This window comes from Brevundimonas intermedia (assembly GCF_004614235.1).
GTDB lineage: Bacteria > Pseudomonadota > Alphaproteobacteria > Caulobacterales > Caulobacteraceae > Brevundimonas > Brevundimonas intermedia_A.
The window spans coordinates 1,162,145-1,182,322 of record NZ_SPVH01000006.1 but is presented as its reverse complement, the minus strand read 5'-3'; the positions used below and the strand labels follow the sequence as shown (position 1 = coordinate 1,182,322).

The 20,178-nt window shown below is 65.5% G+C and carries 23 protein-coding genes; 15 read left to right on the top strand and 8 right to left on the bottom strand.

Annotation, left to right across the window (positions count from 1 at the left end; translation table 11 throughout):
* Nucleotides 1-269 precede the first annotated feature (269 nt).
* The 6 genes from EGY25_RS16790 (at nucleotide 270) to EGY25_RS12175 (ending at nucleotide 8,663) form a co-directional block, all read left to right on the top strand.
* Complete coding sequence (locus tag EGY25_RS16790) at nucleotides 270-2,324, top strand: flagellar hook-length control protein FliK (protein WP_245159453.1); 2,055 nt, start codon at nucleotides 270-272, stop codon at nucleotides 2,322-2,324.
* A 4-nt stretch (nucleotides 2,325-2,328) separates the two neighbouring features.
* Nucleotides 2,329-3,054 (top strand): flagellar hook assembly protein FlgD, encoded by a 726-nt coding sequence (locus tag EGY25_RS12195; RefSeq protein WP_135195220.1) that lies wholly within the window; start codon nucleotides 2,329-2,331, stop codon nucleotides 3,052-3,054.
* 48 nt (nucleotides 3,055-3,102) lie between these two features.
* On the top strand, nucleotides 3,103-4,884 hold the full coding sequence (gene flgE, locus EGY25_RS12190) for a flagellar hook protein FlgE (protein WP_167762543.1): 1,782 nt from the start codon (nucleotides 3,103-3,105) through the stop codon (nucleotides 4,882-4,884).
* A gap of 172 nt (nucleotides 4,885-5,056) precedes the next feature.
* Nucleotides 5,057-5,341 carry a DUF1153 domain-containing protein gene (locus EGY25_RS12185; RefSeq protein WP_026108337.1) on the top strand — a complete coding sequence of 95 codons (285 nt, stop codon included), beginning with the start codon at nucleotides 5,057-5,059 and terminating at the stop codon, nucleotides 5,339-5,341.
* A gap of 93 nt (nucleotides 5,342-5,434) precedes the next feature.
* Complete coding sequence (gene mnmA, locus EGY25_RS12180; protein ID WP_135195219.1) at nucleotides 5,435-6,646, top strand: tRNA 2-thiouridine(34) synthase MnmA; 1,212 nt, start codon at nucleotides 5,435-5,437, stop codon at nucleotides 6,644-6,646.
* 85 nt (nucleotides 6,647-6,731) lie between these two features.
* Nucleotides 6,732-8,663: a S9 family peptidase gene (locus EGY25_RS12175; RefSeq protein ID WP_135195218.1), complete on the top strand. Its 1,932-nt coding sequence runs from the start codon at nucleotides 6,732-6,734 to the stop codon at nucleotides 8,661-8,663.
* Nucleotides 8,664-8,698: 35 nt separating this feature from the next.
* Here the strand turns inward: EGY25_RS12175 and EGY25_RS12170 are convergent, their stop codons facing one another.
* The 3 genes from EGY25_RS12170 to EGY25_RS12160 are packed head-to-tail and all read right to left on the bottom strand — an operon-like array spanning nucleotide 8,699 to nucleotide 10,764.
* On the bottom strand, nucleotides 8,699-9,049 hold the full coding sequence (locus EGY25_RS12170) for a VOC family protein (protein WP_135195217.1): 351 nt from the start codon (nucleotides 9,047-9,049) through the stop codon (nucleotides 8,699-8,701).
* Between the two features lie 57 nt (nucleotides 9,050-9,106).
* Nucleotides 9,107-9,808, bottom strand: a complete 702-nt coding sequence (locus tag EGY25_RS12165; protein WP_135195216.1) for a helix-turn-helix transcriptional regulator — start codon at nucleotides 9,806-9,808, stop codon at nucleotides 9,107-9,109.
* 47 nt (nucleotides 9,809-9,855) lie between these two features.
* Complete coding sequence (locus tag EGY25_RS12160; RefSeq protein ID WP_135195215.1) at nucleotides 9,856-10,764, bottom strand: MBL fold metallo-hydrolase; 909 nt, start codon at nucleotides 10,762-10,764, stop codon at nucleotides 9,856-9,858.
* Between the two features lie 109 nt (nucleotides 10,765-10,873).
* On the opposite strand from EGY25_RS12160, the gene EGY25_RS12155 reads away from it, so the two are divergent.
* Both EGY25_RS12155 and EGY25_RS12150 read left to right on the top strand, forming a co-directional pair.
* Entirely contained in the window at nucleotides 10,874-11,476 is a 603-nt protein-coding gene (locus EGY25_RS12155; protein ID WP_135195214.1) for a DUF2975 domain-containing protein, read from the top strand.
* Complete coding sequence (locus EGY25_RS12150) at nucleotides 11,476-11,724, top strand: helix-turn-helix domain-containing protein (RefSeq protein ID WP_135195213.1); 249 nt, start codon at nucleotides 11,476-11,478, stop codon at nucleotides 11,722-11,724. Before EGY25_RS12155 ends, EGY25_RS12150 begins: the two co-directional genes overlap by 1 nt.
* Before the next feature lie 2 nt (nucleotides 11,725-11,726).
* Here the strand turns inward: EGY25_RS12150 and EGY25_RS12145 are convergent, their stop codons facing one another.
* Complete coding sequence (locus EGY25_RS12145) at nucleotides 11,727-12,215, bottom strand: winged helix-turn-helix transcriptional regulator (RefSeq protein ID WP_135195212.1); 489 nt, start codon at nucleotides 12,213-12,215, stop codon at nucleotides 11,727-11,729.
* A 178-nt stretch (nucleotides 12,216-12,393) separates the two neighbouring features.
* On the opposite strand from EGY25_RS12145, the gene EGY25_RS12140 reads away from it, so the two are divergent.
* Complete coding sequence (locus EGY25_RS12140) at nucleotides 12,394-13,242, top strand: thioesterase family protein (RefSeq protein ID WP_135195211.1); 849 nt, start codon at nucleotides 12,394-12,396, stop codon at nucleotides 13,240-13,242.
* Between the two features lie 57 nt (nucleotides 13,243-13,299).
* The gene (locus EGY25_RS12135; protein WP_135195210.1) at nucleotides 13,300-13,578 is read left to right on the top strand and encodes a hypothetical protein; all 279 of its coding nucleotides are present in this window, start codon (nucleotides 13,300-13,302) and stop codon (nucleotides 13,576-13,578) included.
* 1 nt (nucleotide 13,579) lies between these two features.
* On the opposite strand, the gene EGY25_RS12130 is transcribed toward EGY25_RS12135, so the two are convergent.
* The 3 genes from EGY25_RS12130 to queC are packed head-to-tail and all read right to left on the bottom strand — an operon-like array spanning nucleotide 13,580 to nucleotide 15,311.
* Entirely contained in the window at nucleotides 13,580-13,948 is a 369-nt protein-coding gene (locus EGY25_RS12130) for a 6-pyruvoyl trahydropterin synthase family protein (RefSeq protein ID WP_135195209.1), read from the bottom strand.
* Nucleotides 13,948-14,583 carry a 7-carboxy-7-deazaguanine synthase gene (queE, locus tag EGY25_RS12125; RefSeq protein WP_135195208.1) on the bottom strand — a complete coding sequence of 212 codons (636 nt, stop codon included), beginning with the start codon at nucleotides 14,581-14,583 and terminating at the stop codon, nucleotides 13,948-13,950. The genes EGY25_RS12130 and queE overlap by 1 nt, the downstream gene beginning before the upstream one ends.
* The gene (gene queC / locus EGY25_RS12120; protein WP_135195207.1) at nucleotides 14,580-15,311 is read right to left on the bottom strand and encodes a 7-cyano-7-deazaguanine synthase QueC; all 732 of its coding nucleotides are present in this window, start codon (nucleotides 15,309-15,311) and stop codon (nucleotides 14,580-14,582) included. The genes queE and queC overlap by 4 nt, the downstream gene beginning before the upstream one ends.
* A 199-nt stretch (nucleotides 15,312-15,510) precedes the next feature.
* On the opposite strand from queC, the gene EGY25_RS12115 reads away from it, so the two are divergent.
* A complete protein-coding gene (locus tag EGY25_RS12115) occupies nucleotides 15,511-17,148 on the top strand; it encodes a response regulator (protein ID WP_135195206.1) in 1,638 nt (545 codons plus the stop codon).
* Between the two features lie 3 nt (nucleotides 17,149-17,151).
* On the opposite strand, the gene EGY25_RS12110 is transcribed toward EGY25_RS12115, so the two are convergent.
* Entirely contained in the window at nucleotides 17,152-18,183 is a 1,032-nt protein-coding gene (locus EGY25_RS12110; RefSeq protein WP_135195205.1) for a ligase-associated DNA damage response exonuclease, read from the bottom strand.
* A gap of 84 nt (nucleotides 18,184-18,267) precedes the next feature.
* On the opposite strand from EGY25_RS12110, the gene EGY25_RS12105 reads away from it, so the two are divergent.
* The 4 genes from EGY25_RS12105 to EGY25_RS12090 all read left to right on the top strand — a co-directional run bounded on the left by EGY25_RS12105 (nucleotide 18,268) and on the right by EGY25_RS12090 (nucleotide 20,172).
* Nucleotides 18,268-18,720 carry a PaaI family thioesterase gene (locus tag EGY25_RS12105; RefSeq protein WP_135195204.1) on the top strand — a complete coding sequence of 151 codons (453 nt, stop codon included), beginning with the start codon at nucleotides 18,268-18,270 and terminating at the stop codon, nucleotides 18,718-18,720.
* Nucleotides 18,717-19,112: a PaaI family thioesterase gene (locus tag EGY25_RS12100; protein ID WP_135195203.1), complete on the top strand. Its 396-nt coding sequence runs from the start codon at nucleotides 18,717-18,719 to the stop codon at nucleotides 19,110-19,112. Before EGY25_RS12105 ends, EGY25_RS12100 begins: the two co-directional genes overlap by 4 nt.
* A gap of 174 nt (nucleotides 19,113-19,286) precedes the next feature.
* Complete coding sequence (locus EGY25_RS12095) at nucleotides 19,287-19,637, top strand: hypothetical protein (RefSeq protein WP_135195202.1); 351 nt, start codon at nucleotides 19,287-19,289, stop codon at nucleotides 19,635-19,637.
* A 91-nt stretch (nucleotides 19,638-19,728) separates the two neighbouring features.
* On the top strand, nucleotides 19,729-20,172 hold the full coding sequence (locus tag EGY25_RS12090) for a hypothetical protein (RefSeq protein ID WP_135195201.1): 444 nt from the start codon (nucleotides 19,729-19,731) through the stop codon (nucleotides 20,170-20,172).
* Nucleotides 20,173-20,178: the final 6 nt, after the last annotated feature.

The following is a 20,178-nucleotide window of genomic DNA, read 5'->3' as shown; positions in this document are numbered from 1 at the left end:
GGCCTTCATGACCAGAAAGACGCGCAAAGGTCGGGCCAATCGCAGCAGGCAGGCATATCAGCGTTCGCCCCTTTGAGCGCCGCAGCCGGGCAAAAAGTGGCGTCAGCGCGGCAATAACGACCGCCACCCCATCCCAGGCCGACGAACACGCCTACACTGGATGTTGTTTTCGCTGACTTATTTTACTGGCCCGACCCTTGCGTTGAGGATGGCGAACCCTTGGGCGCAGCAGGCGCCGTCGTCCCCATTCGAAAAGCCGCCGCGCTTCCATGTCGATCGCCTCCGCACTGTTCGCGCCTGCCGCTCCGGTTTCGACCGGAACGACGGCTGCTGCCTCGGGCATCGAAGCGAACGATGTCGGTCTGTTCTCAAGCAAGGTCGCAAGCGTTCTGGATGCGGGTCTAGGCGAGGCAAAGACTGTAAAGGCCGCGTCCATTGGCCATTTGACCACCCCTCGCCCGCTCGGCCTTGTACTGAACCAGGCCGTCACCGAAGACGCCGTCGTTAAAAGCCCAGAGACTGAAACGGCATTGCCGGCGGCACCCGAGGTTGTCGACGCCAAGGCGCAACCTGCTGTCGGCGACGAACCCGCCGTAGTCGAGGATGTTACTGCGACCGACGACACCGCCGCCCCTGCTGCGGTTTTCGCCCTGGTCCCGCCCCCCCAATCGACGCCCTTGGCGATAGCTGCGAGTTCCTCGACACCGCAGCCGCTGGTCGCCAAAAATACCGCCGTTCAGACCGACATCGGCTTGGCGATAGCTGCGAATTCCTCGACACCACCGCCGCTGGTCGCCGAAAATTCTGCCGTTCAGGCCGACATCGGCGCAACCTCAACCGTCCCCGTGGCGCCAAAGACCGACACGCCGGTCGAGCAAAGCCGCGCCTCACTCATCGCCGCAACACCGACGCTATCGACATCGAAGACGCCAGACGACGCCGCATCGATTGATGTCAGCGCGCCCGACACTTCGACCAATCTCGGTGCAAAGGACGCGGCTGAGATCACTCTGCCCGAAGGCTTTGCCGTCACCGCCGAGCAGCAAACGGCTCTGGCCGACCTGAACATCATGGCAGCGGCGAAAGCCGCTCTGCCGATCATGAACGCTGCGCCAGCCGTCCCTGACACCCCGTCGAAGACGTCGGAAAACGCCCCGGTTGATGCAGCACCGGCTCAATCGTCTTCCCCTACCGCACCAAAGAAATCCCTGCCGGAGGTCGCATCGGCTCCTCTCGATCAGCCGACAGCGAAGACTGATGCGCCCCCTGTCGATCAAACCCGCGTCGCCGCGCCTGAGGCCGCCAAGGTCGTTGTCCAGGCCGCGCCGTCCGACAACGGCAAGTCCGCCGCCGCGTCCATCGTTCAGGCTATGACGACCGCCCAGATCCCGGCGGCTCAGGTCCAGGTCTCGGTCATGGCGCAGGTTTCCAAGCCCGCCCCGGCCGTCACCACTGATGTCGCCGCCGCCGTTATCGCAGCAGAGCTGTCCGCTGAACCCGATCAGCCTGCATCTGATCAGCCCGCAGGCGCGCCAGCCGACAAGCCGGCTCCGGCTCCGGCGCCGTCAGCCACGCCTCAAGCCGCACCGTCCATCCGCGCCGCGCGCCATGAGTTGGCGCAGCAGACCAGCAACGCGGCGACGACGCCTGCTCAACCCGAAACCACAAACGTTACGGCGACGCCGTTGGCCAAGGCCGATGCGACCGTCACGCAAACGACGGCCCAGCCCGTGAAGACGGCTGAGGCGATCGCCGCATCCCTCTCTTCTCCCGTGCCAGCCGCACCGGAAGCTCAGGCCTCCAGCGCTGTTCCCGCCGATACGCAGTCGGTTCAACAGGCCGTCGCCCCGGACCGTGATCTGGGCCTATCGACCCTGTCCCGCGCCACGGTCGAAACCACCGCCCAACTCGCCGCCCAGATCGCGCGCAAGCTGGACGGCCGTTCGACGCGGTTCGACATGGTGCTGACGCCCGAGGATCTTGGCCGCGTGGATGTCAGCCTGGAGATCGGCAAGGACGGCCAGCTGTCCGCCCGTCTGGCCTTCGACAATCCTGCGGCCGCGGCCGATCTCAAAGGCCGCGCGGACGAACTGCGTCGCCAGCTTCAGGACGCCGGCTTCCAGGTCGCAGGCGATGCCCTCGACTTCTCGCAACGCGATCCGTCGGCCGGCAACGGCGGCGCCTTCGACCGTCAGCAGCAACGCAACGCCCTGTTCGCAGGCGGCACTCGCCTGGCGGCCCAGGCCGACACCCCCATAATTCCGGCGCCCGGCGCCTGGATCAACCATTCCCAGACGCCTGACCGCGTCGATCTGAAGGTCTGACCCCATGGTCGACGCCATCTCCACCGCCGACGCCTCTGGTCGTCTGAACAGCAGCACCACCATGCTGGCCTCGAATTTCGAGACCTTCCTGACGCTGCTCACGACACAGATGAAAAATCAGGACCCGCTGTCGCCGCTGGATTCCAACGAGTTCACCGGACAGCTGACCCAGATGGCAGGCGTCGAGCAGCAACTGCTGACCAACGACCTGCTGACCAGTCTGCTCTCGGCTCAATCCGCAGGCGGGCTGGACAACGCGTCCAACTACATCGGCAAGAGCGTGACCGCCGCCTGGACGGCGACCGAGTTCAACGACGGCAAGGCAAGCTGGGCCTATGAACTGGGCGCCGACGCCGAAAAGGCCACTTTGCAGGTCGTGGACAGCAAGGGCGCCGTCGTCTGGGAAGGCGCCGCGCCCGACAAGAAGGCCGGCCTGCACACCTTCAACTGGGACGGCACGCTGAAGGACGGCGGCAAGGCCGAGGACGGCGGCGTCTATACCCTGAAGGTCGCCGCGACCAACGCCACGGGCGCCAAGATCGATGCTCAGGCCCTGATCCAGGGCCGGGTCACCGGCGTCGAAATGTACAACGGCGCGCCGTACCTGGTGATCGGCGACTCCATCCTTCCGCTTTCGACCGTGATCTCGCTGAACGAGATCAAGGCGGCCGACAACGACACCGACGATACGGAGAATCCGAACGTCCCCACCGAGGAGGCGGCCGCATGATGCGATCCGCCGCCTTCCCGATGACCTTCATTTAAGGAGCGTTCTACGATGAGCCTCAACAGTGCAATGCTGGCCGGCGTTTCCGGTCTCGCCGCCAACTCCGCCGCCCTGGCCGCCATTTCCCAGAACATCGCCAACGTCAACACCGTGGGCTACAAGCGCACGGCCAGCGAGTTCCAGACCCTGGTCAACAGCCAATCGGCCTCAGGCGGCAGCTATTCGGCCGGTGGCGTCACCACCAACACCCGGTCGTTCATCGGTCAGGAAGGCCAACTGCAGCGCACAAGCGAGAGCACCGATCTCGCCGTCGCCGGCCAAGGCTTCTTCGTCACCACCACTCAGCCTGAAGGCGTCGCAGCGACCGACACTCGCCTGTTCACCCGCGCCGGCGCTTTCCGCGTCGACAAGCTGGGCTATCTGAAGAACAGCGCCGGTCTGTATCTCCAGGGCTGGCCCGTCGATTCCAACGGCGACATCTCCACCGATCCGTCGGATCTGTCTCGCCTGCGCTCGATCAACATCGGGTCGGTCGGCGGCACCGCAGAACCGACCACCCGCGTGCAGATCAACGCCAACCTGCGCTCGACCCAGGCCGTGTCCAGCCCTGCCGCTCCACAGAGTTACAAAGGTATCGAAGACACGACGGCGCCGACCCCCGGCGTGCACGACGTGTCGGTGGCCTATGAGCGGATCGACGCCAATAACTACGCCGTCACCTTGAAGACCGGCATCACCAAGATCACGGGCGTGGCGACCTATGACGCCGCCGGCGCGCTGACGGGCTTCGTTCCCAATAATGCGACCAGCGCCAATGGGTCGGCGACGAGCACCGCGACCCAGCTAACCATCACCCCGACCAGCGCGGGCGTTCCCGGAACGCCATACACTCTGGACCTGGCCGACGTCGGCCTAACCACCAACAACATCGCCAAGACCAAATATGACCCGTCGGTCAACTCGATGGCGATGTACGACGCCGACGAGGACAACCCGTTGGGCGTGAAACCCGACTTCAAGATGAACATCCCTGTGTCGGACTCGAAGGGCGGCCAGCGCAACCTGGAAATCCGCTTCCTGAAGAGCGACCAGCCGAACCAATGGTACGCTGAAGTGGTTTCGGTCCCCGCAGAGGATGTCGTCACGGGCGCGCCATACTCGAACGGCCAGATCAAGACCGGCCTGATCGCCTTCACCCCGTCCGGTCGCCTCGACATCGACACGATGAAGACCTGGCCTGCCGGGACCGGTCTGTTCGACGACCCCGAGAATGCAACCCTGTCCTTCCTGGAATCAAATCCGGACAACACCATCGATCCGAACGATCCGGCGGACACCGGCAAGATCAAATGGGCTGACGGCCTGGGCATCGCCGCCCAGACCGTGACCCTGGACCTCAACACCTCGGCCGGCGGTCTCAGCCAGCTAAACACCGCATCGGTCGTCCAATCCACGGTCACCAACGGCACGGCCTTCGGCAATCTGAGCGACATCACCATCGACGATAGCGGCTTCGTCACCGCCGTCTTCGACAACGGCGTCATGCGCCGCATCGCCCAGGTCGCGATCGCCACCTTCCCCAGCCCCGACAGCCTGAAAGAGGTCTCGGGCAATGCCTACGCCGTCAGCCTGCAGTCCGGCACCTTTAACCTCAAAGCCGCAGGGACAGGGGGCGCGGGCACCATCGCGGCCCAACAGCTGGAGTCATCGACGGTCGATCTGTCCGCCGAATTCACCGGCCTGATCACCACCCAGAGGGCCTATTCCGCCTCGTCCAAAATCATCACCACGGCCGATGAAATGCTGGCCGAGCTGATCAACATCAAACGCTGATCGGCGAGTAAGTAAGCGTTAGTCTCGATGAATCGTCGCGCAATCAAGGTTTACAGAGTCGTTCGGGGAGGGACGGATTTTATCCGTTCCTTCACCACGACGCTTAAACGGACCTTAGTCGGAAACGCCTACCTTCATGACACTACGGTGTTGGTGAAAGAGGCATAAGCCCATGTTGCAAGAGCGACGCCTGAATAGCAAAGGCGAACAATACGTGGTCGGACCGACTGGCACGCCCCTGACCCTGAACGATCTGCCGCCGTCCAATACGGACCGGTGGGTGATCCGCCGCAAGGCCGAGGTCGTCGCCGCCGTTCGCGGCGGCCTGCTCAGCCTTGACGACGCCCTGGCGAAGTATCGCCTGACGGCCGAAGAATTCCTCGCATGGCAGAAGGCCATCGATAAGTGGGGCATGCAGGGTCTGCGTACGACGCGGATCCAGAGCTACCGCTCCTAAGGGTTCCCCCCGAAGACGAAGAAGGGCCGTATCCGGCGACGGGTGCGGCCCTTTTCGTTTGCGGGCCTCGAAATCGCGCCGGTTCCGCACTAAATGGCCGCAATGACCCTGGTCGAAGACATCTGCCCCGTTCCCGACATCGTCCGCACCGACATGGATGCGGCGGTCGAGAGCGCGCGGGCGGCGGTCGGTCTGCCGGTCGGCGCCCGAGTCGTGGCGGCCATGTCGGGCGGCGTGGATTCCACCGTCGTCGCCGCCCTGCTCCACAAGGCGGGCTATGACGTCGTCGGCGTGACCCTGCAACTCTATGACCACGGCGCGACGCTGAAGAAGAAGGGCGCCTGCTGCGCGGGCCAGGATATTCATGACGCGCGTCTGGCCGCCGAGATGATTGGCATCCCCCACTATGTCCTGGACTATGAAAGCCGGTTCAAGGACGCGGTCATCGACCAGTTCGCCGACTCCTATCTAAAGGGCCAGACCCCGGTCCCCTGCATCCGCTGCAATCAGACGGTCAAGTTCCGCGACCTGCTGGACGTCGCCCGCGACCTGCGGGCCGAGGCCATGGCCACCGGCCACTATGTCCGCCGCGCCGCCGTCGGCAATCGCTCGCAGATGCGCAAGGCGATCGACCACTCGCGCGACCAGTCCTATTTCCTGTTCGCCACCACCCAGGACCAGTTGAACTATCTGCGCTTCCCCTTAGCCGATCTGGAAAAGCCCCAGGTGCGCGGCGTCGCCGCCGAACTGGGTCTGAAGATCGCCGCCAAGCCGGATAGCCAGGACATCTGTTTCGTCCCGTCCGGCGACTATCGCACCCTGATCGACCGACTGCGTCCGCAGGGGCGCGAGGCCGGCGAGATTGTGCATATGGACGGCCGGGTGCTGGGCAAGCATGCGGGCATCACCGACTACACCATCGGCCAGCGTCGAGGCCTGAACGTCGCCGTGGGCGAGCCGCTGTTCGTGACCAAGCTGGAGCCCGAGACGCGCCGCGTCATCGTCGGTCCGCGCGAAGCTCTGCTGACGGCCTCCCTGACCTTGGAAGAAACCAACTGGCTGGGCGATGAGGCGACCATCGTCGAGGCCGCACAGGCCGGTATCCCCGTCCTGGCCCGCGTCCGCTCGACGCGTCAGCCGTCCCCTGCCCGACTGGCCATGATCGACGGCGACATCCGCATCGTCTTCGATGACGGCGAAGAAGGCGTGGCCCCCGGCCAAGCCTGCGCCCTATACGATCCCGTGGACACCGAACGGGTCCTCGGCGGCGGCTTCATCCGCGACACGACCGCAGTCGTCGCATAGCGGCGATTCATTAAATCGAAGACAGGCCGCATCCGCCGTGTTCTTCTGCCGCCTCTTACAGTCATCACACCGGCGAGAGGTTCCGATGCGCACCACCGCCTGCCTGGTTTCCGTACTGACCCTTGTGGCCGCCCTTCCCTCCACGGCCCTTGCCGCCGAAGTCTCGGCCCAGCCCGCCGCCGTTCAGCCGGCCACGCCCACCTATACGGCGGCGCAATTCTTCGACACCACCAGCTATGGCCTGGCCTATAGCGGGGCCAAAGCCTTTTCGCCCGACGGCGAATCGGTGCTGATCCGGTCGGACAAGACGGGCGTCTTCAACGCCTACGCCCTGCCCGTCGCCGGGGGCGATCCGGTCGCCCTGACCGCCTCGACCACCAGCGCCGCCAACCCGGTCAGCTATTTCCCGAGCGACGCGCGCATCCTGTTCAGCCAGGACGGAGGCGGCGACGAGCTCAGCCATCTGTTTGTGCGCGCCGTCGATGGAACCGTCACCGACCTGACGCCGGGCGACAAGCTCAAGGCCGACTTCCTGGGCTGGAGCCGCGACGGCAAGACCTTCTACGTCATGTCCAACGGGCGCGACGCGGCGGCCTTCGACGTCGTCGCCTATGACGCCGCCACCTATGAGCATCGGATGGTGTTCGAGAACACCGGCGGCTTCTCGCCCGCCGCCCTGTCGCCGGGCGGCCGCTGGCTGGTGCTGGACAAGGCCCTGACCAGCGCGAACAACGATCTCTATCTGGTCGATCTGACGGCGCCGGGCGAACCGAAGCTGCTGACGCCGCATGAAGGCAACGTCGCCTACGCCGCCTACGACTTCACGCCGGATTCAAAGGCCGTCCTGATCGGCACGGACCAGAACGGCGAGTTCCAGCAGGCCTTCCGCCACGATCTTGCGACCGGCGCCGTCACGCCCCTGATCCAGGCCGACTGGGACGTCAGCTTCGTCTTCTATTCGCCCAGCGGCCGCTACCGGGTCTCGGGCCTGAACGCCGACGCAAAGACCGAACTGACCCTGCTGGACACAACCGCGAACCGGCCCGTAGCCCTAACCGGCCTGCCCGACGGCGACATCGGCAATGTGCGCTTCAGCGAAGATGAAAAGACCATCGCTTTCATCGTCTCGTCCGACACCTCGCCTGCCGACATCTTCGTCGCCGACCTGACCACGGGTCAGGCCCGCCGCCTGACCCACGCCCTGAACCCCGCCATCGACGAAGACGTGCTGGTCGAGGCGACCATCGTCCGCTACCCCGGCGAAGGCGGCGTGATGATCCCGGCCGTCCTCTACAAACCCCGGGGCGCCTCGGCCGCCCATCCGGCACCGGCCATCGTCCTGGTCCACGGCGGCCCCGGCGGCCAGACCCGACGCGGCTATTCGGCCATGGTCCAGCATCTGGTGAACCACGGCTATGCGGTGCTGGGCGCCAACAACCGGGGCAGTTCCGGCTATGGCAAGACCTTCTTCCACCTGGACGACAAGAAGCACGGCGAGGCTGACCTGCGCGACATCGTCGCCGGCGGTGAATGGCTGCGCCAGCAGGACTGGGTCGCCGACGACCAGGTGGCGGTGATGGGCGGATCCTACGGCGGCTATATGACCGCCGCCGCCCTGGCCTTCCATCCGGACGCCTTCGTTGCCGGGGTCAACATCTTCGGCGTGACCAACTGGGTTCGGACCCTGGAATCAATCCCCGCCTGGTGGGGCGCCCAACGCATCGCCCTGTATGACGAAATGGGCGACCCCGCGACCGACGCCGAACGCCACCGCCGCATCTCGCCCCTGTTCCACACCGACGGCATCAACAAGCCCCTGCTGGTCGTCCAAGGCGAGAACGACCCGCGCGTGCTCAAGGTCGAGAGCGATGAACTGGTCGCCGCCGTCCGCGCCAACGGCGTGCCGGTCGAATACGTTCTCTTCCCCAACGAGGGCCACGGCTTCACCCGCCGCGACAACCGCATCACCGCCCAGGACGCCTATCTGACATTCCTGGACAAGTACGTGCGAAAATAGGCCCGCCGAGCCGAGGGGGCCCGCTCATTGTCCCCTCACGCGGCGACGGCGTAGACCCTAAGCCGATGCCCGTCCGGGTCGCCGGCCACGAAGCTGCGGCCCGGTTTAGTATCCATCGGCGGCGTCAGGATGCGCGCGCCCCGGTCCCACCAGTCGATGTGGGCCTGATCGACGGCGGCTGCGCCGTCTAGGGGGAAATCGACCTCGCACACCTCGCGCCGATCGTCCGCGCACCGCAACAGGCCCAGCGCACGGCCTGAACTGAGCACGAACAGCGCCCGATCCGGCCCCGTCATCACAGGCCGACAACCGAGAAGGCCCGCGTAGAAGCGCGCGCTGGTCTCTGGATCCGCGACAGCCAGAAGAATGTCTTCGATCTCGATCATCAGCCCGTCCTTTGCTCCAACACGACGGAGCCTAGCCGGTCCTGCTGCCAGTTTCCGTCAGCAGCCTTCGGACGACCTCGACCTTTCGTGCGCCTCGCGCCAGGTCTTCATCAGGGCCTGCCGACGCGCAGGATAGCGCGCCTCCATCACCTCGGCCTCGACGATGCGATCCGTTCGGAAACTGCGGAAATCGCCTCGCAGTTCGCACCAGGCGATCAGAAGCCGCACCCGGTCGAAGAAGGCCAGGGCGAAGGGCCAGACCACCCGTTCGGACGCCGCGCCAGCCTCGTCGCGATAGCACAGCCTCAGCCGCCGCTCGGCGCGGATCGCCTTCCTCAACAGCCCCGGATCGACCTGATCCGCCGGGAACGGCGCGCCCGGCACGACCAGCAGGGCCGAGGTCTCCATCTCGTCGCGCAGGTCCGGCGGCAACACCGCCGAAATCCGCCCCAGGGCCGCCAGCGCCGCATCCCGCATGCGTGGGTCCGCCCGATCCGCCACCCAGCGCGAGCCCAGCACCAGGGCCTCGATCTCTTCCGGCGTGAACATCAGCGGCGGCAGCATGAAGCCTGGCTTCAGCACATAGCCGACCCCCGCCTCCCCCTCGATCGTCGCGCCCTGCGCCTGCAGGCTGGCGATGTCGCGATAAAGGGTGCGCAGGCTGACGCCCATCTCATCCGCCAACACCTGCCCGCTCACCGGCCGACGATGCCGCCGCAGGACGTTCAGCAGATCGAGAAGGCGTTCGGACCGGGACACCGACGAACCGTATCACGGCTGCTGCCGGAAAGCGGCAGCATTGGCATCTAGTCCGACTGACCCGTTCGCGATTGGTGCCCAAGGAAGACTTCGACCCCTGGACGGGCCGCGACGAAACGACGAAGCGCGGCGGCGGAAGCCTCGGCTGCGGCTCGTGCCGAGGCGGGCAACGGCTGAGGCATCCCCTGCTCCCAGCCCAGACGGGTCGAGACCGCATCGCCCGTCACCAGTTTCGGCCCGTCCACGGCGTTGATCAGATAGCCGGTCGATCCCGGCGAATGTCCCGGCAGACTGATCGCCCAGACGGAACCGTCGCCGAATACATCAATCACGCCCGCGAAGACCCCGTCCGGGTCTGGCGTGAACGTCCATTCACGCAACGCCCCCTTGCCCGACAAGGCGATGTCGGCAGGCCGTCCCGTCAGGCGATGCATCAGGTTGCGTTCTTCTGCGTCGCCGGCGCCGACATAGACGGGCGTCCCATCCGCCAGATCCAGAACCCCGCCGACATGGTCGAAATGCAGGTGCGTCAGGAAGACCGCGCGCGGCGGGGTTTGCGCGGCCAGCCACTCGGCAATGCTCCGGTCGATCCGCACATTCAGATCCTGAAGCGCGCGCCGCATCAGGGGATTCAGCCGCGGCTCTAGCGCCCGCGATACGCCCCCGTCGATCAGGTATCGGCCGAACCGGGGGTGGTCGATCACATAGGCATAGATGGTCGCCTCTTCGTCCCCCTTGGGCACGGCGGCGGTGCGCGGATCGTCGCGGTCGATGAAGGCGCCTCTACCGCCGGTCCATCGCGCAAAGGCGACCCTTTGGAAGGTCACCTGGCCCGGCCGCGCCAGACTGGCCTCCAACGCCGAACCGCGCGAAGCCGAACCGATGTCCGCCGCCTCGCGGGGATGTACGGTCGCGACAGTGGCGCAGCCGCCGCCCGCCAACAGGAGAACCGGCATGACAAGCCCGGCGCACCATGAAATCCTCGACCGTCTCATTTCGCCTTCTCCGCTTGCGCAACGATACATATCGAAATACATAAAAATATATCTGTCAATCAGGCTCGTCATGGCTGTCATCATCGATCTGCCGCCTCCGATCCCCATCGAAGCCTCGTCCCTGACGCGGATCCGAAGGCTTAGTCGGCCGCTGGAAATTCTGTTCGCCATCCTGTTCGTGATCGGCGCCGCGATTCTGGCCATCGCCTTGGTGGCGGTGCTCGCCTATGACGGCCCTCGCCTTCAAGTTCGACCGGGCGGGATGCAGATCATGCTGGGGCCGGACGTGCCGCCCTTGCCTGCCGGCTGGACCACGGTCGGCGTCATTCCCGTCGCGCGAAAACTGGCCTTGGCCGGGTCGGCCTCGCTGATGCTGATTCCGGCTCTGGCTGTGCTGTGGGAGTTGCGTCGCCTGTTCGGCCTCTATCGCTCGGCCGTGGTGCTGGACGCCGCCAACGCCCGATGCATTGGCCGCATCGCCTTGTGGCTGATGGCCTATGCCGTCGCTCCGACCCTGGGCCACCTGCTGGTGACGACCGCCGGTTTCGACGACGAGGGCTGGCTTCGGCTCGACAGTCTTCAGGCCTTGGGCCTGGGTCTCGTATTGCTGGTCGTCGCGCGCGTCATGCAATGGGGAGCGGAGGTCAACGACGACGCATCGAGGTTCGTCTGATGCCCATCGTCCTGCGCCTCGACGTCGTCATGGCCCGCCGAAAGGTGCGCTCGAACGTCCTGGCCCGCGCCATCGGCATATCCGAGACCAACCTGTCGCTACTGAAGTCCGGTAAGGTCCGGGGTCTGCGCTTCGACACCTTGGATGCGATCTGCCGCTATCTGGACTGCGCGCCTGGCGACATTCTGGAATATCTACCCGATGAGGCAGAGGACGCTTCCACCAAGCGGCTTGCGGACGCGGGCTAAGTCTAAGCCGCTTCCTTCGGCATCACGTCGCCGACCGTCGGCCGGTTCTCGGCGCGGGTCAGCAGGATGTCACGGGGTTTGACGATCTCGTTGCAGCAGCCGCAGGCGATGCGGGGCGTCAGGGTCGAGCCGCAGGTCTTGTGGATCATGTCGATGCCGCTGTCGGCGTCGCCATAGACGTGCTTGGCGCCCCAGCCGTGCAGGGTGACCAGCACGCCATACAGATCCTTGCCCTTGGCGGTCAGGACATATTCGTTGCGCGGCGGGCGTTCGGAGTAAAGCTGCGGCTCCAGCACGCCGTGCTGGACCAGACTTTTCAGGCGGGCGGCCAGGACGTTGCGCGCTACGCCCAGATTGTCCTGCCATTGTTCGAACCGGCTGACGCCGTTGAAGGCGTCGCGGATGACCAGCAGGGTCCAGGGGTCGCCGATCACTTCCAGCGTGGCGGCGATGGAGCAGCTTTGGCGGCTGTAGTCGGCGGTGCGTCCCATGCGGCGAAAGTGACCCCGCGTCAGCCATTTGGCAAGGGTTGCAAATCCGAACGGTCCAGGTCAGTCTTGTTTGGCAACGGACGTGCGGACCTTGGGTTCGCCGCCTTGTTCCTTCGACTTCGGCGGGAGATCTTCATCAGGTCTTCCGCCGCCTCTTCGCCTGACGCAGGATTGCGCAATGACGCTCCCGATCTCCCTCGACGCCGCCCTAGCCTTTCAGACTCTGGACGACGGCGGTCTGTCCGCCCCGGTGCCCGGTCATTTCTCCAATGGTCCGTCGAGCATGGCGCCGGAAAAGGGCTTTCCGTTCGGCGGCCTGCTAGCGGCCCTGTGCGCCCAGTCGATGCGCCAGGGTCTGGCCTTGACCGCGCCCTTGCGCACCCTGTCGGTGCAATACCTGTCGGCGGCCAGGTTCGGCGATCAGGTCGCCTTTCGCCCGCGCCTGCTGCGCGGCGGCCGCAACGTCGTCTATGCGGCGGTCGAGGCTGAACAGTACGGTCGCCTGACCCACCATGCCACGGGCACCTATGGGCTGGACGGCGCCACATCGCCGGTCACACCCCTGCACCTGCCGCCCCCGCCGCTGGGCAGTCTGAACCCCAAGGCGACCATCCACGGACCCATGGCCCCGCACTTCTCGCAGCACGTCGAATATCGGTTCGACGGCGGCCCCAACATCCTGGGCGGCAACGAGGGCCGACCACCGGTCGAGCGCACCTGGATGCGCATGGCGGACGGCCGGCCGCTGGACGATGTCGGGCTCTGCTACCTGCTGGACGCCCTCTATCCGCCTGCCTGGACCCTGTCGAAGACCCCGGCGGCGATGACGACCGTGGACCTGCGCATCGACATCCTGACCGATCCGACGCCGCAGACGGCTCCCGACGGGTGGGCCTTCTTCGAATTCAGGATGCTGGACCTGGGTCTGGGCTGGACGGTGGACGAGGCCGCCGCCTGGGGCGCCGATGGAACCCCGCTGGCTCTGTCGCGCCAGCGCCGCAAACTGCTGCCGCAACGCACGGCCTGAAGTCAGCCCTCATTCATGATTATCAGCGACTATTCCAAATCTCTGGAGTCGTCCCTCATGCGTCGTCGAAATCGCCTCGTTTCCGTATCTCAAGTCGTCGTCGTTCTGGGGGGCTGTCTGATGCTCCAGGGCTGCCTGGTCGGCGCTGTCGTCGGGGGCACTGCGGCAGTTGTCGGCGGGACGGCCAAGGCCACCGGCGCGGTGGTCGGCGCCGGCTTCGACGCCGTCACCACCTCGGACGAAGAGACCAAGCTGCGCCGCGAGCGGGAGCAGCGCGACTACGAGCGCGAGCAACGCCGCTGCGAAGAGCGGCAACGCCAGGGCAAGCGCTGCTGATCTAGAGACTCAGCACGCACCGCTCGTTGATCGTCGGCCGCGCCACCTGAACCCGACACAGGCCGGGCCACTCGGGTTTCAGCGTCTTGACGAACCACAGGCACAGGTTCTCCAGGCTGGGCAGTTCCAAACCCGGATGCTCGTTCAGCATGCCGTGATCCAGCGTCTCCGCCGCCGCCTTCAGCGCCCGGTCCAGCGCGCCCAGGTCGGCGACCCAGCCGTGCTCGGCGTCCAGCACTTCGGAACGCACCGTCGCCTCGACCGTGAAGGAATGGCCGTGGACGCGGCGATAGATGCTGCCCTCGGGTTCGTTCGGGAAATGGTGGGCGGCGTCGAAGGTCGCCTGTTTGGTGATTTCGAAAACGGGCATTAGCGGACGCCGATATACTTGTGGGTCTGGACGCTCAGGCGCCACTGAGGATGGGTCAGGCAGTATTCGATGGCGGCGGCGGTGTTGGCCGCCTGGTCGGGACCGTCCATGGGCTGGAGCCAAAACCGTTCGAAATCAAGGCGTTCGAACCGATCCGGCATCGCCTTGGCTTGCGGATAGACCAGCTTCAGTTCCTGGCCCGTGACCTGGATCACATCGGCGTCGGCCTTGGGGCTGATGCAGACCCAGTCGATCCCGTCAGGCGCCGCAAGGGTGCCGTTCGACTCTATGGCGATCTCGAAACCGCGCGCGTGCAAGGCTTGGATCAACGGCGGATCCAGTTGAAGCAAGGGCTCGCCGCCGGTGCAAACGACCAGTTTCGGGTCGCCCTCGCGTCCCCGCCACATCGCCGCGACATGGTCGGCCAACAGGTCCGCCGTGGCGAACTTGCCGCCCCCGTCGCCGTCCACCCCGACGAAATCCGTGTCGCAAAAGCTGCAGACGGCGGCGGCCCGATCCTGCTCGCGCCCGCTCCACAGATTGCAGCCGGCGAAACGCAGGAAGACCGCCGGCCGTCCCGCCTGTCCGCCCTCGCCCTGCACCGTCAGAAAGACTTCCTTGGCCGAATACGTCACCGGCTCGCGACCCAGTCTTCATACCCCGCCGCGCGCAGCTCGCACGCCGGACATTCGCCGCAGCCATAACCCCAGGCGTGCCGATGCGTCCGGTCGCCCCGGTAACAGGTATGACTGTCCTCGACGATCAGTTCGACCAGTTTGGCACCGCCCAGCGTCTCAGCCAGTTCCCAGGTCTGGCCCTTAGTCAGCCACATCAGCGGGGTGTCGATCACCACCGCCTTGTCCAGGCCCAGCGATAGGGCCCGCGCCATGGCCTCCATCGTCTCGTGGCGGCAATCCGGGTAGCCCGAGAAATCCGTCTCGCACATGCCGCCGACCAGCACCTCCAGCCCGCGCCGGTCCGCCAGAGCCGCCGCCGCGACCAGGAAGATCAGGTTGCGCCCAGGCACGAAGGTGGTCGGCAGGCCGCGCGCATCCATCTCGATCTTGCGGTCGGCGGTCAGGGCGCTCTCGGCGATCCGGCCGTATCCGGTCAGGTCCACCACATGGTCGTCGCCCAGCCGGTCGGCCCATTGCGGCAGGGCCGTCTTCATCCCTGCGCGCACCGCCTGGCGCGCCTCCATCTCGACCAGATGACGCTGGCCGTAGTCGAAGCCGACCGTCTCCACCCGCTCGAACCGCTCCAGCGCCCAGGCCAGACAGGTCGCGCTGTCCTGCCCGCCGGAGAAGAGGACGAGGGCCGTCTTTATGGCAGTGGGGGAGGTCTTTTCCAGGATGACGCTCATGACGAATCTGCGGTCGGCCGGTCGGCCGCGCGCATGCACAAAGGGATGGGGACCCAGATGGGTCAGACAGGCCTCATACACCAAAGCCGTAGGCGGCGCAAAATCACCGTTTGCATCGATTTGCATCCGCGCGCGCCAGCTTAACCAATCCGCAAGCGATTTTGGCCATTAGTCCCAACGAGTAGGAGTTCCGGGCAGTATGCCGACCATCGAGACCCTTTCCGAGCGTCCAAAGCCGGTTGCGCCGACGACTCTCGGCTGCGAGGTGCTGGCGCGTTTCGAACGCGAGCCGGACACGCTCGTCATCCCCGTGGTCGATGGAAATCGTCCGGTCGGACTGGTCGAACGCACCGCCTTCCTGCAAAAAATCGCCGCCCGTTTCGGCCACGCCCTCTACGACCTGCGCCCCATCACCTTCGCCATGGACCCCGAGCCGGCTGTGGTCGAGGCCGGCGTCCGTATCGACGCCTTCTGCGACATCATGCTGAAGGGCGGCCCGGCCGCCCTGTTGCGCGGCTTCATCGTCACGCACAATGGCGCCTATCTGGGCGTCGGCACGGCTGCGACCCTGCTGCAGGCCGTCAATACGCGCCAGCGCGAACAGAACGAAGAGCTGGCCGAACAGGCCGCGATCCTCAGCGACACCCGCGCCCAGGCCATCGCCGCCGCTCGCGCCAAGAGCCAGTTCCTGGCGATCATGAGCCACGAGCTGCGCACGCCGATGAACGGCGTTCTGGCCGTCGCTGAACTGTTGCGTCGTCAGCCGTTGAACGCGGCGGCCCAGGCGCACGTCCAAACCATCGTGGACTCGTCCGAAACCCTGCTGCGCATTCTTCAGGACGCGGTCGATCTGTCCAAGGCCGAAGCCGGCGAACTGGAGCTGAACAACACCCCCACCGCCCTTCGCGCCGTGATGGACGACATCCAGTCGATGTGGGAGCCGCGCGCGTCTCAGGACGGCGTCACCCTGTTGGTCGGCTATGAAGGCGACACCGAACTGGCGGCCGTCATCGACGGCACGCGACTGAAGCAGGTGTTCAACAACCTGATCGGCAACGCGCTGAAGTTCGCCCGCAACGGCGTGGTCGAGGCGGGGCTGAAAGCCTGGGTCGAGAGCGACCAGATCCATATGGAGGCCCGCATCCGCGACGACGGGCCCGGTGTCGAGCCCGACCGCGTCGACTCGATCTTCGAACCCTTCGTTCACGGCTCCGGTCCCGATGGCGCAGGCCTAGGCCTGTCCATCTGCCGCCAGGTCATCGACCGAATGGGCGGCCGGATCTGGGCCGAGAACAACAAGGGTCGCGGCGCCACCTTCGCCTTCGACCTGACCGCCCCGCGCGCAGCCGTCGAGGTCGAAGTCCAATCGAACGTGTCCGATCTGTCCGGACTGGACCTGAAGTCGGCCCCCCACATTCTGATCGTCGACGACAACGCCACAAACCGCGTCGTGGCCCAGGCCCTGTGTGAGATGTTCGGCTGCAGCTCCGAACTGGCGGAGGACGGTCTGGAGGCGCTTCAGGCCGTTCAGGAAAGCCGCTACGACCTGATCCTGATGGACATCAAGATGCCGCGCATGGACGGTGTTCAGGCGACCCAGGCCATTCGCGCCCTGCCCGGCGCCGTCGGTCGCGTGCCCATCGTGGCCCTGACCGCCAACGCCGATCCGGAAGACGCCAAACACTATCTCTCGATCGGCATGGCCGCCGTGGTGGAAAAGCCCATCAAGCCCGAACGCCTGCGCATGGCGATGAACGCCGCCCTGTCAGCGGCCCAGGAAGAGGCCGGCCACGCCGACCGGCTCTCTGAAGACGAAGGCGACCGGTCCGCCGCCTGATCCTCAGTCCGGCCGGACGTCCAACGCCTCCTCGTCCTCCTCGTCATAACCGACCAGACGCAGCGCCCGCGCTTTCTGGCCGTTGATCTCGGCCCATCGAAGCAGGCCCTCCTCCCGACCGTGGGTGATCCAGATTTCCTCGGGCTTCAGTTCGGTGAAGGTCGCCGTCAGCTCGTTCCAGTCGGCATGGTCCGACACGACCAGCGGCAGTTCCACGCCCCTCTGACGCGCCCGCGCCTTCACCCCCATCCAGCCCGAGGCGAAGGCCGTGACCGGATCGGCGAAGCGCCGCGCCCAGCGATCCTGAATGGCGGACGGTGGAGCGATGGCGACCTCTCCACCCAGCGCATTCTTGGGCAGGTCGCGCGTCGGCGCCAACGGCCCCAGATCGACGCCCTCGCGCTCGTACAGAGCGTTCAGCCGTTCCATCGCGCCATGAACATAGATGGTGCGATCCCAGCCCGCCTCGCGTAGCAGCCGGATGATCCGTTGCGCCTTGCCCAGCGCATAGGCCCCGACCAGATGCGCCCGATCGGGGAACTGGCCCAACGACCGCACCAACCGCCCGACCTCCTCTTCTGCCGGAGGGTGACTGAAGACGGGCAATCCGAACGTCGCTTCCGAGATGAAGACGTGGCACGGCACGGGCTCGAAGGACGCACAGGTCGGGTCGCGGCGGCGCTTGTAGTCGCCCGAAACCACCATGGTCAGCCCTTTCCACCGCACCTCGACCTGGGCAGATCCCAGGACGTGACCCGCCGGGACCAGCCGCAAGTCCACGCCGTTGATCGCGGTCGCCTCGCCATATTCCACCGACTGCGGCTGGGCCGTGAAATCGACGCCGTAACGCTCGGCCATGATCGCCAGGGTCTGGCGAGTGGCGAGAACCGCACCGTGTCCGGCGCGCGCATGGTCCGCATGGCCGTGGGTGATGACGGCCCGATCTACCGGCCGAACCGGATCCACATAGAAGTCGCCCGGCGGACAATAGAGCCCGGCAGGCGTCGGATGCAGCAGGTCTTCGGGGCGGGTCATGTTGCGGTAACGCTCTCGACGCCGTCAGGTCGCCGCCTCATACAAGATGATCGGAAAATCGGCTCAAAAGGTTCAGCCCGCACGATGCAAGAGAGCTTCCTGACCACCATCCTGCCGCAACTGGCGGCCGGCGCCGCCCACACCGGCGCGCTGGGTTTCGCCTTCGATGGTTTGCACGACGGCGAGCCGCGCATTCGCGTGCCGTGGCGCGAGGATCTGGTGGGCGATCCCGACAGCGGCGTCTTCGCCGGCGGCCTGGTCACCACCCTGCTCGACCACATCGGCGGCCTGGCGGTCTGGACGGCGCTCGACACCTTCCAACCCATCGCCACCCTGGACTTGCGCGTCGACTATATGCGTGCGGCGCGGCCGCGTCAGGATCTGTTGGCCCAGGGGCTCTGCTATCGCCTAACCCCCACCATCGCCTTCGTGCGCGCCTGGGCGTTCGAGGACGACCCCGCAGATCCCGTGGCCGCCGCCCAGTCCGCCTACATCCTTAACCAGACCCGCGAGCCTTCGACGCGAGCCGCCGCATGACCGACATCCTGAACTGCATGCCCTATGCCCGCTTCCTGGGTCTTCAGACCCTGGTCAGCGGCGACGAGATCACGGTGATCATGCCGTTTGCCGATAAGCTGATCGGCAATCCCATGCTGCCCGCCCTGCACGGCGGATCGACGGCCGCGCTTCTGGAAATGACCGCCATGGCCCAGGTGGCGATCATCTTCCCCAGCCCTCGCCTGCCGCGCCCGATCAATGTGACGGTCGCCTATCTGCGCACCGGCCGGCCCATCGATGTCTTCGCTCGCGCCCGCATCAGCCGCGCCGGCCGCCGCGTCGCCCATGTCCAGGCCGAGGCCTGGCAGGAAGAACGTGCACAGCCAATCGCGTCCCTGACGGCCCACTTCCTGTTGGACAACCAGGGCTAATCACCGCCGGCCTTGGGGCCGATTCGGCCGAGATCCCCATCAATGCTGAACTTCAGCGCCACCCGTATGGCGGCGCTTCAACGCGCGATTGCCGCACTTATGAAGATACCTCTACCAACCATGGTTAAGATGTGATAACCATAAGTCTCTCGTAACCTTATCTGAGGGGCTTTCATGGACCGCACTGAAGTCGTCACCAGCGTTGCTGGCGATCTGCATGCTACCGAACTCGCGATCGACGCCGCGATCACCCAGGCGACGACGCTGGTTCAATCCTTCATCGGCGCCCGCGCAGCCCTGTCGCTGTCGCCGGTCAGCGGCACGGTTTCGCAAGCCAAGGCCATGGAAACCATCGCCGCTCTGTCGGCTGCGCGCGAGTCCATCGTGGCCTGCCACGCCGAACTCCAAAAAGATCACCGCCGCCTCGGCTACGGCGCCTATGCCGCTGGCCCGCTCGCCAAACCCAATGACTGGCTTGACCCCAAGGCAGCACTCACGCCGACGCACCTCCATCGCGTAGCGTGAATTCTTGGTAAGCTTGGCTTATCGAGATTTCAGTCTGAGCTAAATTCAGCCATGATCGCCCTCGCGCAGTGATGCGCGGGGGCGATTTGTCATGTTCAACATCATTTACGCGATTGTTGGCGCCGTCTTTATGGTCGGCATGGCTTTGTTCTCCTTTCTGAAGGGGAATAAGCCGGAAAAATTCGGGGCTGGCGCTTACCTGTTTGCCTGGTTCGCATCGCTCGTTTTGCAAGAAAACGACGGCTTTCAAGGCGTCCCTGTTGGATTGCTGCTGATCGACACCGGCGTTCTGGTTGCATTCTGCATCATAGCGTGGCGCTACCGACAATCCTGGCCTGTTTGGGCTGCTGGGCTACAGCTGATCACGGTGATGTCGCAGCTGATGAGATTGACGGGCCAGAACGTATTGGTAGCGTCATTGTATACCGTCACGAACCTGACCAGTTATCTCATCATAATCTGCATCATCGTCGGCACATTTTACGCCTGGCAAGAGCGACGAGCCGCTTCTACGAACCTAGGTAGAAATTCCTAGCCCTGC

Coding starts and splice junctions, on each gene's coding strand:
- EGY25_RS12135 (WP_135195210.1), top strand. CDS start 13,300: ATGCGTCGTCGAAATCGCCTCGTTTCCGTATCTCAAGTCGTCGTCGTT.
- EGY25_RS12195 (WP_135195220.1), top strand. CDS start 2,329: ATGGTCGACGCCATCTCCACCGCCGACGCCTCTGGTCGTCTGAACAGC.
- EGY25_RS12140 (WP_135195211.1), top strand. CDS start 12,394: ATGACGCTCCCGATCTCCCTCGACGCCGCCCTAGCCTTTCAGACTCTG.
- EGY25_RS12185 (WP_026108337.1), top strand. CDS start 5,057: ATGTTGCAAGAGCGACGCCTGAATAGCAAAGGCGAACAATACGTGGTC.
- flgE (WP_167762543.1), top strand. CDS start 3,103: ATGAGCCTCAACAGTGCAATGCTGGCCGGCGTTTCCGGTCTCGCCGCC.
- EGY25_RS12115 (WP_135195206.1), top strand. CDS start 15,511: ATGCCGACCATCGAGACCCTTTCCGAGCGTCCAAAGCCGGTTGCGCCG.
- queC (WP_135195207.1), bottom strand. CDS start 15,311: ATGAGCGTCATCCTGGAAAAGACCTCCCCCACTGCCATAAAGACGGCC.
- EGY25_RS12105 (WP_135195204.1), top strand. CDS start 18,268: ATGCAAGAGAGCTTCCTGACCACCATCCTGCCGCAACTGGCGGCCGGC.
- EGY25_RS12145 (WP_135195212.1), bottom strand. CDS start 12,215: ATGGGACGCACCGCCGACTACAGCCGCCAAAGCTGCTCCATCGCCGCC.
- EGY25_RS12095 (WP_135195202.1), top strand. CDS start 19,287: ATGGACCGCACTGAAGTCGTCACCAGCGTTGCTGGCGATCTGCATGCT.
- EGY25_RS12155 (WP_135195214.1), top strand. CDS start 10,874: ATGGCTGTCATCATCGATCTGCCGCCTCCGATCCCCATCGAAGCCTCG.
- EGY25_RS12160 (WP_135195215.1), bottom strand. CDS start 10,764: ATGCCGGTTCTCCTGTTGGCGGGCGGCGGCTGCGCCACTGTCGCGACC.
- EGY25_RS12170 (WP_135195217.1), bottom strand. CDS start 9,049: ATGATCGAGATCGAAGACATTCTTCTGGCTGTCGCGGATCCAGAGACC.
- EGY25_RS12100 (WP_135195203.1), top strand. CDS start 18,717: ATGACCGACATCCTGAACTGCATGCCCTATGCCCGCTTCCTGGGTCTT.
- mnmA (WP_135195219.1), top strand. CDS start 5,435: ATGGCCGCAATGACCCTGGTCGAAGACATCTGCCCCGTTCCCGACATC.
- EGY25_RS12130 (WP_135195209.1), bottom strand. CDS start 13,948: ATGCCCGTTTTCGAAATCACCAAACAGGCGACCTTCGACGCCGCCCAC.
- EGY25_RS12150 (WP_135195213.1), top strand. CDS start 11,476: ATGCCCATCGTCCTGCGCCTCGACGTCGTCATGGCCCGCCGAAAGGTG.
- EGY25_RS16790 (WP_245159453.1), top strand. CDS start 270: ATGTCGATCGCCTCCGCACTGTTCGCGCCTGCCGCTCCGGTTTCGACC.
- EGY25_RS12090 (WP_135195201.1), top strand. CDS start 19,729: ATGTTCAACATCATTTACGCGATTGTTGGCGCCGTCTTTATGGTCGGC.
- EGY25_RS12175 (WP_135195218.1), top strand. CDS start 6,732: ATGCGCACCACCGCCTGCCTGGTTTCCGTACTGACCCTTGTGGCCGCC.
- EGY25_RS12110 (WP_135195205.1), bottom strand. CDS start 18,183: ATGACCCGCCCCGAAGACCTGCTGCATCCGACGCCTGCCGGGCTCTAT.